This is a genomic window from Accumulibacter sp. (assembly GCF_036625275.1).
Taxonomy (GTDB): Bacteria; Pseudomonadota; Gammaproteobacteria; order Burkholderiales; family Rhodocyclaceae; genus Accumulibacter.
On sequence record NZ_JAZKUD010000103.1, the window covers coordinates 1 to 12,738 of the forward strand.

Consider the following 12,738-nt stretch of genomic DNA (forward strand, 5'->3'; position numbering starts at 1 on the left):
TGCACAAGGACTGGGCGGCCAACGACGGATCGCGCACCTTCGCGCTGCTCGAAACCGAGGACCCGGCCCTGCTGGAAAAGATTCAGGCGCCGTTTCGGCCCTATGTCGATATGGAACTCGTGCCGGTAACGCCGGTGACCGGGTGGACCAAGTAGCGCCGTTCGGATCAAGGACACTCTGCATCGAAAGATAACGACGCAGTCACGCCGGTACCGCACCTGATCGAGCATTTCGCCCACCTGCTGCACCAGTTCTTCACGGCCCCTGATCTTCCCTCCACGCCTGCTGCACAGGCGCGGGCTCGTCACCCACTCTTCTCGAAACACGCCAGCCGGGTGGCCAGCAATAATCAGCCGACGGGCAACGCACAAGCTGCGGTAACCGGTACCGTCACCGTATTGCGCTGCCGCTGTTGGCGGCAGGGCTGATGATCGTAGGATAGAATTGCAGCGATTGGTGGAGATCGCAGATGACAGCGTTGAACAGCCCGCACGACCGCTTCTTCAAGGCGGTGTTCGGGAGAACCGTGGTGGCGGCGGAATTCCTGGAGCGCTATCTGCCGACGACAGCAGCGCAGGCGCTGAACTGGAAGACCTTGCGCACGGCCAAGGACTCGTTTCTCGATCCGGAACTCGCGCTGCATCCCGCGGACCTGCTGTACGCGGTTGATCTTCGCGACGGCGGCCCCGGCTATGTGCACGTGCTGTTCGAACACAAGAGCTATGTCGAGTCGCGAATCGGCCTGGACCTCCTGCGTTATCGGGTGCGGATCTGGGAACAATGGCTGAACGCCGGGAATTCCGGTCGCCTGCCCGTTGTCGTACCGGTCGTGGTCTATCACGGCGCGGCGACCTGGCGCGTCAGCCGGCAATTCGCCGACGAGGTCGAGGAGGCCCCGGCGCTGCGTGCCTATGTGCCGGCGTGTGTCTATCACCTGATCGACTTGAGCGGCTACCAAGACGACGAGCTGCGGGGTGCGGTCATGCTGCACACGGCGCTGCTGACCCTGAAGTACATCTTCCGGGACGAGTTGCGCGAACGGCTGCCGGAAATTCTGGGACTGCTGCGGGACTTGGCGCAGAGTTCGAAAGGGCTGGACTATGTACGTACGCTTCTACGCTACCTGGCGCAGGCGGCCAGCATTGACCGCTTGAGCGGTGACGAGTTGCGCCAGGCTGTGACGCAAACTTTGAGTGGTGGAGATGAACTGATGCTGACGATTGCAGAGCAATGGGAACAACAGGCGACGGAGAGAGGGATCGAAAAGGGCATCGAGCAAGGCGAGGCACGGCTGCTGAAGCAGTTGTTGACCTGGCGCTTCGGCTCCCTGCCGGCCTGGGCCGAGGCCCGGCTCGCAGGCGCCGAACCTGCGCGCCTGGAGACGTGGGCAAAGCGCGTGCTTGACGCACAGACCCTGGAAGCCGTGTTCGTCGAAGGCAATTCGGGGACGGTATAGCTAACTCTACCCGCGTCGCCGATCAGAAAGGAACGCGCTACTCGCCGCTTTCCGATCTCGGCCTTGGACTGTCGTTTCTGCGGCCGCAGCCGGCGCTGGAGCCGCGCTTCCAGTTCGCCGACGAAGGCCTCTTCGCCCAACGACCGCCCAGTCCGGGTGTGAGCATGGATTTTTTTGGCCAGAGACTGATCCATCGCTTCGCTCAGGTACTCTGGGCCAGTTCGCAACCACAGCCGAGCGTAGAGCGCCGATGCGCCTCACTGATCGCACTGCGCAGTCCATCGGGATGCTGCGGCACCATGATCAGGTGGACGTGGTTCGGCAGCAGGCAGTAAGCTCAGACCTCAGTCCCGGTACGCGCGCACGAAGCCGACATCAGGCGCAGGTACTCGCGATAATCGTCATCAGAGAAAAAAGTCTGCTGGCGACGATTACCCCGTTGTGTCACGTGATGCGGATAACCCGATGCCACCACCCTCGCAATTCTCGACACCTTGGTCCTCCTGGCCGTACTTGTGATCCCGGGAGGTTGTATATACTGTCCCCGAATTTCCTTTACTTCCTTGACAACTTGACGAGACGAGCTGCCAGTGGATAATGTAGTACTCAACACTACAAACTGGTGGCCTTTATGAGAATCGTTTCAGCAGGGGATGCCAATCGCCAGTTTTCCAGAGTGCTACGTGAGGTTGCCCAAGGTGAGGTGTTTACCGTGCTCTCGCGTGGCAAACCTGTGGCGACGATTTCACCTGCACGTTGGGACGACGATCAACGCCAGGGAGCGAGGCGCAACCTGCTCGAACGGCTGCGCCGGAAAGAAGCCATCGGCGCACGAGGCTGGACGCGTGACGAACTCTACGAATGCTGACGATGCGAGTCGCACTCGATACCAACATCCTGGCCTATGCCGAAGGGGTTGGCGACGAGCTTCGTTGCCGCATGGCCTTCCAACTCATCGAGCGCTTGCCGGCCAATCGGGTTCTGTTGCCCGCTCAGACGCTCGGCGAACTCTCCCGAGTGCTCACGGGAAAAGCCGGGCAATCTCCGGCAGCTGCCCGTGAGGCAGTTCTCGCCTGGGCGGACAGCTTCGAGGTAGCTGACTCGACGTGGCCTTCCTTCCAGGCCGCTTTCGACCTGACTGTTGACCATCGACTCCCGATCTGGGATGCGGTGATTCTTGCGGTCGCTGCCGAAAACCGCTGCCGCCTGCTCCTGAGTGAAGATTTCCAGAAGGGATTTGTTTGGCGTGGCGTGACAGTGGTCGATCCGTTTGCCTCTCCAGCCTCACCGTTGCTCGTGGACTTGCTCCTCTGAAGGAAATCGCGGCCGTCAACTGGCCGATCCCTGCAATTCGGGGACGGTATGCAATTCGCAATTCGCAATTCGCAATTCGCAATTCGCAATTCGCAATTCGCAATTCGCAATTCGGGGACAGTATAGTCAACTCTACCCACAGCGCCGATCAGAAAGGAACGCGCTACTTGCCGCTTCCCGATCTCGGCTTTGGACCGCGTTTCTGCGGCCGCAGCCGGCGCTCGAGCCGCGCTTCCAGTTCGCTAACGAAGGCTTCTTCGCCCAACGGCCGACCCGTCCGGGTGTGAGCATGGATCTTTTCGGCCATAGATTGATCCATCGCTTCGCGCAGGTACTCTGGCCAGTTCGCAACCGTAAAGCGCCGATGCGCCTCTCTGATCGCACTTCGCACCTCATCGGCATGCTGCGGCACCATGACCAGGTGGACGTGATTCCGCATCTGGCAGTAAGCCCAGACCTCCGTCCCGGTACGTGCGCACGACGCTGACATCAGGCGCAAGTACTCGCGACAATCGTCATCGGAAAAAAGTCTGCTGGCAAGGGTTACCCCGCTGTGTCACGTGATACGGATAGCCCGATGCCACCACCCTCGCAAGTCGCGCCACCTTCGTCCTCTTGGCCGTATTCGTGATCCCGGGCGGTTGAGTATACTGTCCCCGGATTTACTCCCGAATTTACTGCAGTCGCCGCTACTGTCACCGTATTACGCTGCCGACGGTAGGATAGAATTCGAGCGATTGATGGAGATCGCAGATGACAGCGTTGAACAGCCCGCACGACCGCTTTTTCAAGGCGGTGTTCGGGCGAACCGAGGTGGCGGCGGAATTCCTGGAGCGCTATCTGCCGACGACAGCAGCGCAGGCGCTGAACTGGAAGACCTTGCGCACGGCCAAGGACTCGTTTCTCGATCCGGAGCTCGCGCTGCATCCCGCGGACCTGCTGTACGCGGTTGATCTTCGCGACGGCGGCCCCGGCTATGTGCACGTGCTGTTCGAACACAAGAGCTATGTCGAGTCGCGAATCGGCCTGGACCTCCTGCGTTATCGGGTGCGGATCTGGGAACAATGGCTGAACGCCGGGAATTCCGGTCGCCTGCCCGTTGTCGTACCGGTCGTGGTCTATCACGGCGCGGCGACCTGGCGCGTCAGCCGGCAATTCGCCGACGAGGTCGAGGAGGCCCCGGCGCTGCGTGCCTATGTGCCGGCGTGTGTCTATCACCTGATCGACTTAAGCGGCTACCAAGACGACGAGCTGCGGGGTGCGGTCATGCTGCACACGGCGCTGCTGACCCTGAAGTACATCTTCCGGGACGAGTTGCGCGAACGGCTGCCGGAAATTCTGGGACTGCTGCGGGACCTAGCGCAGAGCTCGATGGGGTTGGACTATGTACGTACGCTTCTACGCTACCTGGCGCAGGCGGCGAGCATTGACCGCTTGAGCGGTGACGAGTTGCGCCAGGCTGTGACGCAAACTTTGAGTGGTGGAGATGAACTGATGCTGACGATTGCAGAGCAATGGGAACAACAGGCGACGGAGAGAGGGATCCAGAAAGGGATCCAGAGAGGGATCCAGAAAGGGATCGAAAAGGGAATCGAGCAAGGCGAGGCACGGCTGCTGAAGCAGTTGTTGACCTGGCGCTTCGGCTCCCTGCCGGCCTGGGCCGAGGCCCGGCTCGCGGGTGCCGAACCTGCGCGCCTGGAGACGTGGGCAAAGCGCGTGCTCGACGCACAGACCCTGGACGCCGTGTTCGTCGAAGGCAATGAAGGCAATGAAGGCAATTCGCGGGCAGTATAGTCACCTCCACCCGCGGCGCCGATCAGACGGGAGCGCGCTACTCGCCGGTTTCCGATCTTGGCTTTGGACCGCGTTTCTGCGGCCGCAGCCTGGGGTCGAGCTGCGCTCACTGATCGCACTTCGCAGCCCATCGGAATGATGCGGCACCATGATCAAGTGGACATGGTTCGGCATCAGGCAGTAAGCCCAGACCTCAGTCCCGCTACGCGCGCACGAAGCTGAAATCAGGCGCAAGTGCTCGCGACAATCGTCATCGGAAAAAAGTCTGCTGGCGACCGTTACCCCGTTGTGCCATGTGATGCGGATAACCCGATGCCACCACCCTCGCAATTCTCGCCACCCTCGTCCTCCTGGCCGTGTTCGTGATCAGGGGCAGTTGAATATACTGTCCCCGAATTTGTCCCCTAATTTACTTTAATTACTCTGTCGGAAAATCTTACACTTCAGTGCAGTGCCGCTGCAGAGAGACTCCAGCCTTTCCTCTAAATCAATTACATAGATGGCAGAGAGAGAGTAGGCACGAAATGTGCGTGGTCTTTTGGGAGCGCCGGTTACGTGCCCTGGCGGAGCGACGACGCGGGAACGCTGCCCACAAGGGCGGCCTTGAAAGGAAATTTGAAAGGGTACTTCTCATGAAACAACGAAGCATTACCAAGGCGCTGGCCGCCGCGTTCCTTTTCGCGGGCGCGGCGAGCGTACAGGCCGATTATCAGGCCTTCAAGGACGACGTCAACGCTGCGATCGACGCGGGGCTGGCGTACTCGCGGGCGAATAATTACTTTACCGTATTCAACTACTCCAACGGTCTGTCGCTGCTGACCTTGCTCGAAAAAGAGAGCCTCCCAGCAGGCTACAGCGGTCTCAACGCCGCCGACCAGCTGCTGGCCCAGCGCGCCGCCTGCCTCTTGATCGCCGATGGCAATTTCGGCGACAGGGGCAGCTTTTACTCCTATTACGACGGCCAGGTTCTGATGGCCCTGTCGGTCTATCTCGAAACCGGTGGTCCCGATACCCCGGCTGGGGCGGCACCCTACAACTGCACCGGCCGCTCGGCGCGAGCGACCATCGATAAGGTGGTTGATCGGTCGCTGGCTGCCCAAACACCGGGACCCGAGACGGTAAACGGCGCCGGAGGCTACTGGGGTTACACTGGAAATGGCTACGACTCCTCCACCACTCAGTTCACCCTGGCGGGGCTCGCGTCGGCGAAGGGTTTCTATAGCGCCAAGGGCGAATCCGCGGACAAGGACCGCATCCCGCTGATCACGACCGCGCTCGACCTGACATCCGCCGCCTATGCTATTAACGGTGAACAAAACAGCGGCGGGCTCTTTGACACCTGCGGCGCCGCGAGCTGCAAGGGTCACGCGTACCAATCGTATTATGGCGCGGGGAACAATAGTTCCCAACAAACTGCTTCCGGTACCTGGGGCCAGTTGGTCGGCACGGGTAAGAACGTGAACGATCCGTCGATCCAGACCTACCTGCGCTGGCTGCAGAACGCCTACAACTACTCGACCAACGTCTACCCCGATTCATGGTCGGCGGCGTATTTCTACTTCCTCTGGTCGTCCTCGAAAGCCTTCAACATCATCGAGACGTCCAAGATCAACCCGGCGGCCGGCAACATCAGCACGGCCGCCATGGGCACACTTCCGGCTCTGAATGTGAGCGGTTATCTGAGGCTGGTCAATCGAGACCCGGCGATCGACACCCGCCCGGCGCCGCGCAACGGCGGCGTGGCCGGCCCTGCCGGATACTACTCCGGCACGCCGAAGGGCTGGTATTACGACTACGCCTACCAGTTGATGTCGCTGCAACAGACCGCAGACGGCTATTTCCCGAACCCGAACGGCAGTTTTGGGTATCCGGGAGTTGATCATGACTACGCGATCCTGGTGCTCCAGCGCTCGCTCGGCGGTGCGTGCGTCGACAGCGACCAGGATGGTGTCTGCGACTCTGTGGATAACTGCGTGCAGATCCCCAACCCCGACCAGAAAGATACGGACAAGGACGGCGTCGGCGATGTTTGCGACAACTGCCCCACCGTACCGAATCGCGATCAGAAGGACAGCAACGGCAACGGTACAGGCGATGCCTGCGAGGCGGCCACGTGCGACGTGAATGGTGACTTCAAGGTCGATCAGACTGACCTCAGCCTGATCAGCAGGAATCGTGGCAAGCCGGTGCCGAGTATCTACAACACCAACGGCGACAAGAAGATCGACCCCGCTGATGTGAAATTCTGCATCCCGAAATGCACGCTGCCGAACTGCGTCATCTCGGTGACTGCCCCGTAACCTTCTCTGCCTCCCCCCGGCCCCGCCGGGGGGCATTGCAGGACTCAACCTTTAAGGAGCTTCCCTCATGAAAAAAACCCTTCTCGCCCTGGCCCTGGCGGTTGCCGCCGGCGGTGCCCAGGCCATCCCGCTCTCCGAGCTGCTGCGGCCGGGCGGCAGCATCACCGCTGGCGACAAGCTGTTCGATAACTGGTCGGTGATCTTTCAGGATTCATCCACTGCTGGCCGCGTGGTCAATACCACCAACATCGACGTCTCAGCGCTCAATGACGGCGGCTTGAACCCTGGCCCCGGCCTCAAGTTCGATATCCTGAATAGCGAATTCAGCGTCACCGGTGACGGCCTCTATGCCTACCTCGACTTCACGTTCGGCTTCAAGGTGAGCGTCCTCGATCCGAACCTGCGGGTCAAGGATAATTCGTTGCGGATGACTAGCGCATTGCTCACTAATTTCGGCGACAACGGATCCTTCATTCTTGAGACTGTCGGGACCGCAGCCGGGCTGGATGACCTCGGGACAAAGGATGTCGAGTTCAGCTGGCTTGACGGAGCGGGAATGACCGAAAGGTTCACAGATAGTGCAGACTTTGCACCACAAAGCGAGATCTGGGTGACCAAGAATATTCTGGTCTGGGCCACTGGCGACAACGAGCAGGCGTACCTAGCCGGTTTCGAACAGCGCTTCTCCCAGATTGCGGACATCCCCGAGCCGGCATCGCTTGCCCTGCTGAGCCTCGGTCTGGTCGGCCTCGGTGTCGCTCGCCGGCGCAGGAGCTGATCCCCTCGTCCCGGACGCGGCGCGCGCTTCGCGCGCCGCCCGCTACCCGCGTCACCCACCACTCCCGCCCGCCTGTCCTGGCTGGCTTTGCCTGACCCCGACTCCATGCCCACGCCAATGCTCCGCCACACCCACCGTATCTTCCGCCTGATCGCCTTGGGGCTGGCATTCGCCAGCGGCACGGCAGTAGCTACGGGCGGCGATCAGTCGGGGATACGCCTCACCGGCGTGGTCATGGTGCCAGGCGAGTCCGAATGGGCGGTGATCGAGTTTCCGAACGGCGAACAACAGATCGTCCGGGCCGGCGACAAACTCCCCCAGATCGGCTCGGTCGCGAAGATTCTGCCCACCGGGATTCGCCTCGACACACCGAAAGGACCGCGGGTCGTGGATCTCGAATGGGGAGCCGGTGGCGGCACGCCACCGGTGGCAGCCGCTGCCGGCCCGGTCCCGGCTCAGCCGGAGAGCCGTATCACCGCGGGTTCGATCCAGGCAACGCCCGAAGTCCTGAGCGCGATCGGTCGCGTCGCCGCCCGCGCTGCGGCCAGCGACGCCGACCTCACTCACGCGCTGGTCCCCTTGCTCGATTTGCCGCGCGATGCCCGCGTGTCGGGCTTCTTCCCGGGCGAACCCGAGCGTGAGGCGAAAGGACCGGCCGAGGTCAACGCGAGCCTGGCGCGAGGGGAAGTCGTCCGCCTGAAAGTCGAGGCGGACGGGAAAAACCAGACGGTCTACATGATGCCCGGTCAGCCCGTCGCGACGAGTCAGACCGGAAGCGTGGCCCGGAAATAGCCCGATGGCGCGCGGACCGGGGATTCGCCTTTTTTGCCTGAAGGTCGGGCTCGCCCGCCCTTCGCGGGACGTACCCGGGAGGCGATGGACCCGGCGGTTGCGCTATACGCAGGGGTGCGTGCCTCGCCCATGGTGGCGCGTTTCCCAGACTCTGGCGCACCGCCCGTGCTTCCGGTTGGCCGGTCCCTGCCTTGCCCTGATCCCGACCCTGCGACGCAGCTAACATCTCCGACTGAACCTTCGAAGAGCAAAAAGGGTGTCGGAAAATCTTACACTTGAGTCGCGCACCGCCTACGACTCAACCACACTTCATCGTTAACTCAACCGACTAGATGTCAGAAGCCAACGTGGCACGAACCTTGCTTTGACTTCTAAGAGCGCCGGTTACGTATCCGGGCGGTGCGACGACGCGGGAACACTGCCCACGAGGGCGGACTTCAGCAACAGGGACTGAAAGGGTAAATATAATGAAATCAAGTTTGAAGATAAGTGCGCTGGCCGCCGCCGTTTTGCTGACGGTGGGAAGCGGCGCTAACGCCGTTGTTACCAACTTCAGCACTGACGTGGCAACGTCCATCGACAATGGACTCGCCTGGCAGGACGCCAACAACGCGTACAGCGGCGGGGCAGGAGACGCCACCGGCTTGTCGCTGCTGGCTCTGCTCGAGAAGCGCCAGGGCAACGATCCCAATGCCCTGAGCCAGGGTTACGCCGCGGCGTCGGCGGCCGACAAGACGCGCATGGACAGCGCCGTGGCTTGGATTCTGGCTAATCACGTGGCGGCAGCCCAGTATGCCTACCGTGACGGGGCCGACATGATGGCCCTGTCGGTCTACCTGCTCACCGGCGGCCCCAATCCGGGGGTTCCGGCGGCCATCAACACCATATTTGACCGCACGATAGCGGCTCAGAATGGAGGCGGTTACTGGTGCTATGGCGCCATCTACGGCCTCCTGGATTGTCTCGACTCTTCTACCACCCAGTTGGTCGTTGCGGGCCTCGCGGCAGTGCGCAGTGTTTATTCCTCCGTGGCCCATGCCGACGCTGTCAGGCTGGGTCAACTGAATACCGCGGCCACGACGGCCAAGAACGCCTACGTGGCCAATGGCCTAGCCGGCGCGGCGTGCTCCGCTGGCGGAATCCTGACGCCGACGGAGCGCGGCCATGGCTATAACGCGGGGAACTGCAACTCAGCCCAACAGACCGCCTCCGGGACCTGGATTCAAATCGTCGGCGGGGCTTCGCTGAACGACCCGAGCGTTCAGGGCTACCTGGAGTGGCAGCGCAACCGCTACCGCTACACGAACATAAGCCCGACCCAGGACGGTTGGCCTTCGTACTGGTACTACCTGTGGAGTTCGTCCAAGGCCTACTCCTTCATTGAGGATTCCGGCGCCACGCCGATTCCTTCCAGCAACCTCACCCCGGCCAAAATCGGCATTCTGCCGCCTGGCGATGCGCCGGCCTTTGCCGCTCGTGAAGTTCATCTCGATTGTGCTGCCATCCCGCGTGTGCCGCTGTTCGGTGCCGGTGGTAACGGCTATTACTGCGATCCCGCTGAGCCAAAACGGGTTTACTTCGACTACGCTTACACGATCCTGACTCACCAGGTGGCGGGCGGACAGTACGTCGACGCCAACGGTACGAGCCGCTGGAATGATTTTTCCGCCCAAGCCTATGCCCTGCTCGTGCTGCAGCGCTCGGTTGGTGGTGGCTGTGTCGACAGCGACGGCGACGGCGTGTGCGACTCCGTCGACAACTGCCCGGCCGTGCCCAACCCAGACCAAAGGGATACTGACGGCGACGGCGTTGGCGATCTCTGCGACATCGTCCCACGTTGCGACGCGGATGGTGACACCGACATCGACCAGAGGGACCTCAGCATCATCAGCAAAGCCCGCGGCCAGAGAGCCAGTGGCCCGAATGATCAGCGCGACGCCAACGGTGACGGCCTGATCACACCTGCCGACGTCAAGGCCTGCATCCCACAGTGCACACGGGCAAACTGCGCGATCCAATAACCTTCTCTGCCTCCCCCCGGCGAGGCCGGGGGGCCTCGCGGATTTGAACCTTTAAGGAGCCTTCTCTCATGAAAAAAACTCTTCTCGCCCTGGCCTTGGCGGTCGCCGCCGGCGGCGCCCAGGCCATCACACTGGCAGCCCTGCTTGAGGGCGGCAGCATCACCGTCGGTGACAAGCTGTTCAACAATTGGACGGACAAACCGGTCATTTCGTCTGATGGCCGCTCCGTCAACACCGCCAACATCAGCGTTACGGCTCTTGACGACGGCGGTGACTATGGCCTGCGTTTCGCCATCTCGGGCAGTGACTTCTCCGTAAGGGGCGATGACGTTTATGCCTTCGTTGACTACTCGTTCGGTTTCATGGTCACGGCGCTCGATCCCAGCCTGAAAATCGCTGGCGTATCCATGGACAACCTTGGGGCTAGCTATGGGTTTTCTGCGCCAGGTCAGGGCAATGAGGATGTCGGCAGTTTCATCCTGGAGTCGGTCGGTACCGCCGCCGGGTCGGACGACCTGGCTGTCATCGACGTCGAGTTCAGCTATCTGGACGGGCAAGGTCAGACGGCCACACTGCAAGACTCGGCCTCCTTCGCCCGGCAGAGCTCAGTCTACGTAACCAAGAACATTCTGGTGTGGGCTACGGCCGGGACCGAAAATGCCAACCTTTCCTCCTTCGACCAGCGCTTCTCCCAGACCGCTGACATCCCCGAGCCGGCATCGCTTGCCCTGCTGAGCCTGGGTCTGGTCGGCCTCGGTGTCGCTCGCCGGCGCCGGAGCTGATCCCGCCGTCCCGACGCGGCGCGCGCTTCGCGCGCCGCGCGCTACCCGCGTCACCCACCACTCCCGCCCGCCTGTCCTAGCTGGCGTTGCCTGACCCCGACTCCATGCCCACGCCAATGCTCCGCCACACCCACCGTATCTGCCGCCTGATCGCCCTGGGGCTGGCATTGGCCAGCGCCGCCGCGGTGGCTGCGGGCGGCGATCCGGCAGGGATACGCCTCACCGGCGTGGTCATGGTGCCAGGCGAGTCCGAATGGGCGGTGATCGAGTTTCCGAACGGCGAACAGCAGATCGTCCGGGCGGGCGACAAGCTCCCCGACATTGGCTCGGTGACGAAGATTCTGCCAACCGGAATTCGTCTGGAAACCCCGAAGGGACCCCGGGTCGTGAATCTCGAGTGGGGAGCCGGTGGCGGCACCCCGCCGGTGGCAGCGGCAGCCACGATTCCGGCTCAACCGGAAGGCCGTCGCCTCCCGGGTGCGATCGAGGCAACACCCGACGTCCTGAAGACCATCGGCCGCGTTGCCGCCACTCCGGGGGCGGGCGAGGCCGAATTGAGTCAAGCCCTGATCCCCCTGCTCGATTTGCCGGGCGACGCCCGAGTGTCGGGCTTCTTCCCGGGCCAACCGGAGCGCGACGCACAAGGGCCCGCCGAGGTCAGCGCAAGCCTGGCGCGAGGTGAAGTCGTCCGCCTGAACGTCGAGGCGGGCGGGAAAAAGCAGATGGTCTATATCAGACCGGGGCAGCCCACCGGAGGCGCCTCGGCCGGCGCCACTGCTCAGAAGAAATAACCAGTTGGCGCGAACGCTCGGGCGTACCCCCTGCCCGCGCGCCGCGTCGAGGCCTGGCTTATGTTCCCAGAGGGTCGGCCTGGAGCGGCCTCCGGAGAAGGCACCCGGCAACTGATCACCGCGGCGCCGTGGCGCTCGCCTGCCGCCGGAGCCCATTTCGCCGCCTGATTGACCGCAGTCTTCGCCGCAGCATATACTTTTGCCCGCGTGATCGAATTTCCCATGCTTCACGCCAGACAACCACCACGCCGTTGACGGCCATGAGCCGCTTGCCAACTGCGGGTTTCATTTCCGGGGTGACCATCCGACCACGGCCGGCAGCGTCGGATCACCCTGCCCAAGGAGAACCCAGATGAATGACCCCTACCGTCCGCTGACGGCGACTCAAGTGCTCGATCTCTATTTCATCGAGAACCGCTCGCGAGTGCTCGACATCGCCTCGTTCCTCGACCGGATCGACCGCTACGCTGGCGCCGACGAGGCCCGGGCCGAATACCGCTACCAGGCGTTGATGCGAACGCTGCGATTGCTCGTCGAGTCGCCGGGCGACCGGACCAGGGCGATTCAGTTGTCGCTCAGCGACCCGACCAGCGAGCCGCTCGACAGCGCGGTCGGGCTGAAGGCCTGGGGCGCGTGGGAAGGAGCGCAGCATGAAGGCAATTGACCCGCACATTCACATGGTTTCGCGGACCACCGATGACTATCTGAAA

General features: G+C 62.3%; 13 protein-coding genes. 12 read left to right on the top strand and 1 reads right to left on the bottom strand.

Annotated features, from left to right (window positions below):
- Both V5B39_RS22300 and V5B39_RS19450 read left to right on the top strand, forming a co-directional pair.
- Positions 1-155: DUF3303 domain-containing protein (locus tag V5B39_RS22300; protein ID WP_434735729.1), on the top strand; the 155-nt coding region annotated here is incomplete at its 5' end.
- A gap of 314 nt (positions 156-469) precedes the next feature.
- Entirely contained in the window at positions 470-1,456 is a 987-nt protein-coding gene (locus V5B39_RS19450; RefSeq protein ID WP_332344506.1) for an Rpn family recombination-promoting nuclease/putative transposase, read from the top strand.
- A gap of 337 nt (positions 1,457-1,793) precedes the next feature.
- On the opposite strand, the gene V5B39_RS19455 is transcribed toward V5B39_RS19450, so the two are convergent.
- On the bottom strand, positions 1,794-1,949 hold the full coding sequence (locus V5B39_RS19455; RefSeq protein ID WP_332344507.1) for a hypothetical protein: 156 nt from the start codon (positions 1,947-1,949) through the stop codon (positions 1,794-1,796).
- A 138-nt stretch (positions 1,950-2,087) separates the two neighbouring features.
- Here V5B39_RS19455 and V5B39_RS19460 point away from each other — a divergent pair, with 138 nt between their 5' ends.
- The 10 genes from V5B39_RS19460 to V5B39_RS19510 all read left to right on the top strand — a co-directional run bounded on the left by V5B39_RS19460 (position 2,088) and on the right by V5B39_RS19510 (position 12,692).
- The gene (locus V5B39_RS19460) at positions 2,088-2,324 is read left to right on the top strand and encodes a type II toxin-antitoxin system Phd/YefM family antitoxin (RefSeq protein ID WP_332344508.1); all 237 of its coding nucleotides are present in this window, start codon (positions 2,088-2,090) and stop codon (positions 2,322-2,324) included.
- A gap of 2 nt (positions 2,325-2,326) precedes the next feature.
- The gene (locus tag V5B39_RS19465) at positions 2,327-2,770 is read left to right on the top strand and encodes a PIN domain-containing protein (RefSeq protein ID WP_332344517.1); all 444 of its coding nucleotides are present in this window, start codon (positions 2,327-2,329) and stop codon (positions 2,768-2,770) included.
- 753 nt (positions 2,771-3,523) lie between these two features.
- Positions 3,524-4,564 (top strand): Rpn family recombination-promoting nuclease/putative transposase, encoded by a 1,041-nt coding sequence (locus V5B39_RS19470; protein WP_332344509.1) that lies wholly within the window; start codon positions 3,524-3,526, stop codon positions 4,562-4,564.
- 632 nt (positions 4,565-5,196) lie between these two features.
- Complete coding sequence (locus V5B39_RS19480) at positions 5,197-6,864, top strand: thrombospondin type 3 repeat-containing protein (protein ID WP_332344510.1); 1,668 nt, start codon at positions 5,197-5,199, stop codon at positions 6,862-6,864.
- A gap of 67 nt (positions 6,865-6,931) precedes the next feature.
- On the top strand, positions 6,932-7,642 hold the full coding sequence (locus V5B39_RS19485; RefSeq protein WP_332344511.1) for a PEP-CTERM sorting domain-containing protein: 711 nt from the start codon (positions 6,932-6,934) through the stop codon (positions 7,640-7,642).
- A 105-nt stretch (positions 7,643-7,747) separates the two neighbouring features.
- The gene (locus V5B39_RS19490) at positions 7,748-8,434 is read left to right on the top strand and encodes a hypothetical protein (RefSeq protein WP_332344512.1); all 687 of its coding nucleotides are present in this window, start codon (positions 7,748-7,750) and stop codon (positions 8,432-8,434) included.
- Between the two features lie 467 nt (positions 8,435-8,901).
- Complete coding sequence (locus V5B39_RS19495; protein WP_332344513.1) at positions 8,902-10,455, top strand: hypothetical protein; 1,554 nt, start codon at positions 8,902-8,904, stop codon at positions 10,453-10,455.
- A 68-nt stretch (positions 10,456-10,523) separates the two neighbouring features.
- Positions 10,524-11,237, top strand: coding sequence for a PEP-CTERM sorting domain-containing protein (locus V5B39_RS19500; RefSeq protein WP_332344514.1), 714 nt, complete (start codon positions 10,524-10,526; stop codon positions 11,235-11,237).
- Positions 11,238-11,353: 116 nt separating this feature from the next.
- Positions 11,354-12,028: a hypothetical protein gene (locus tag V5B39_RS19505; RefSeq protein ID WP_332344515.1), complete on the top strand. Its 675-nt coding sequence runs from the start codon at positions 11,354-11,356 to the stop codon at positions 12,026-12,028.
- 352 nt (positions 12,029-12,380) lie between these two features.
- A complete protein-coding gene (locus tag V5B39_RS19510; protein WP_332344516.1) occupies positions 12,381-12,692 on the top strand; it encodes a hypothetical protein in 312 nt (103 codons plus the stop codon).
- Positions 12,693-12,738 lie beyond the last annotated feature (46 nt).

Excerpts from the sequence above, each read along its gene's own strand:
- V5B39_RS19450 (WP_332344506.1), top strand. The coding sequence starts at position 470 with ATGACAGCGTTGAACAGCCCGCACGACCGCTTCTTCAAGGCGGTGTTC.
- V5B39_RS19460 (WP_332344508.1), top strand. The coding sequence starts at position 2,088 with ATGAGAATCGTTTCAGCAGGGGATGCCAATCGCCAGTTTTCCAGAGTG.
- V5B39_RS19465 (WP_332344517.1), top strand. The coding sequence starts at position 2,327 with ATGCGAGTCGCACTCGATACCAACATCCTGGCCTATGCCGAAGGGGTT.
- V5B39_RS19470 (WP_332344509.1), top strand. The coding sequence starts at position 3,524 with ATGACAGCGTTGAACAGCCCGCACGACCGCTTTTTCAAGGCGGTGTTC.
- V5B39_RS19480 (WP_332344510.1), top strand. The coding sequence starts at position 5,197 with ATGAAACAACGAAGCATTACCAAGGCGCTGGCCGCCGCGTTCCTTTTC.
- V5B39_RS19485 (WP_332344511.1), top strand. The coding sequence starts at position 6,932 with ATGAAAAAAACCCTTCTCGCCCTGGCCCTGGCGGTTGCCGCCGGCGGT.
- V5B39_RS19490 (WP_332344512.1), top strand. The coding sequence starts at position 7,748 with ATGCCCACGCCAATGCTCCGCCACACCCACCGTATCTTCCGCCTGATC.
- V5B39_RS19495 (WP_332344513.1), top strand. The coding sequence starts at position 8,902 with ATGAAATCAAGTTTGAAGATAAGTGCGCTGGCCGCCGCCGTTTTGCTG.
- V5B39_RS19500 (WP_332344514.1), top strand. The coding sequence starts at position 10,524 with ATGAAAAAAACTCTTCTCGCCCTGGCCTTGGCGGTCGCCGCCGGCGGC.
- V5B39_RS19505 (WP_332344515.1), top strand. The coding sequence starts at position 11,354 with ATGCTCCGCCACACCCACCGTATCTGCCGCCTGATCGCCCTGGGGCTG.
- V5B39_RS19510 (WP_332344516.1), top strand. The coding sequence starts at position 12,381 with ATGAATGACCCCTACCGTCCGCTGACGGCGACTCAAGTGCTCGATCTC.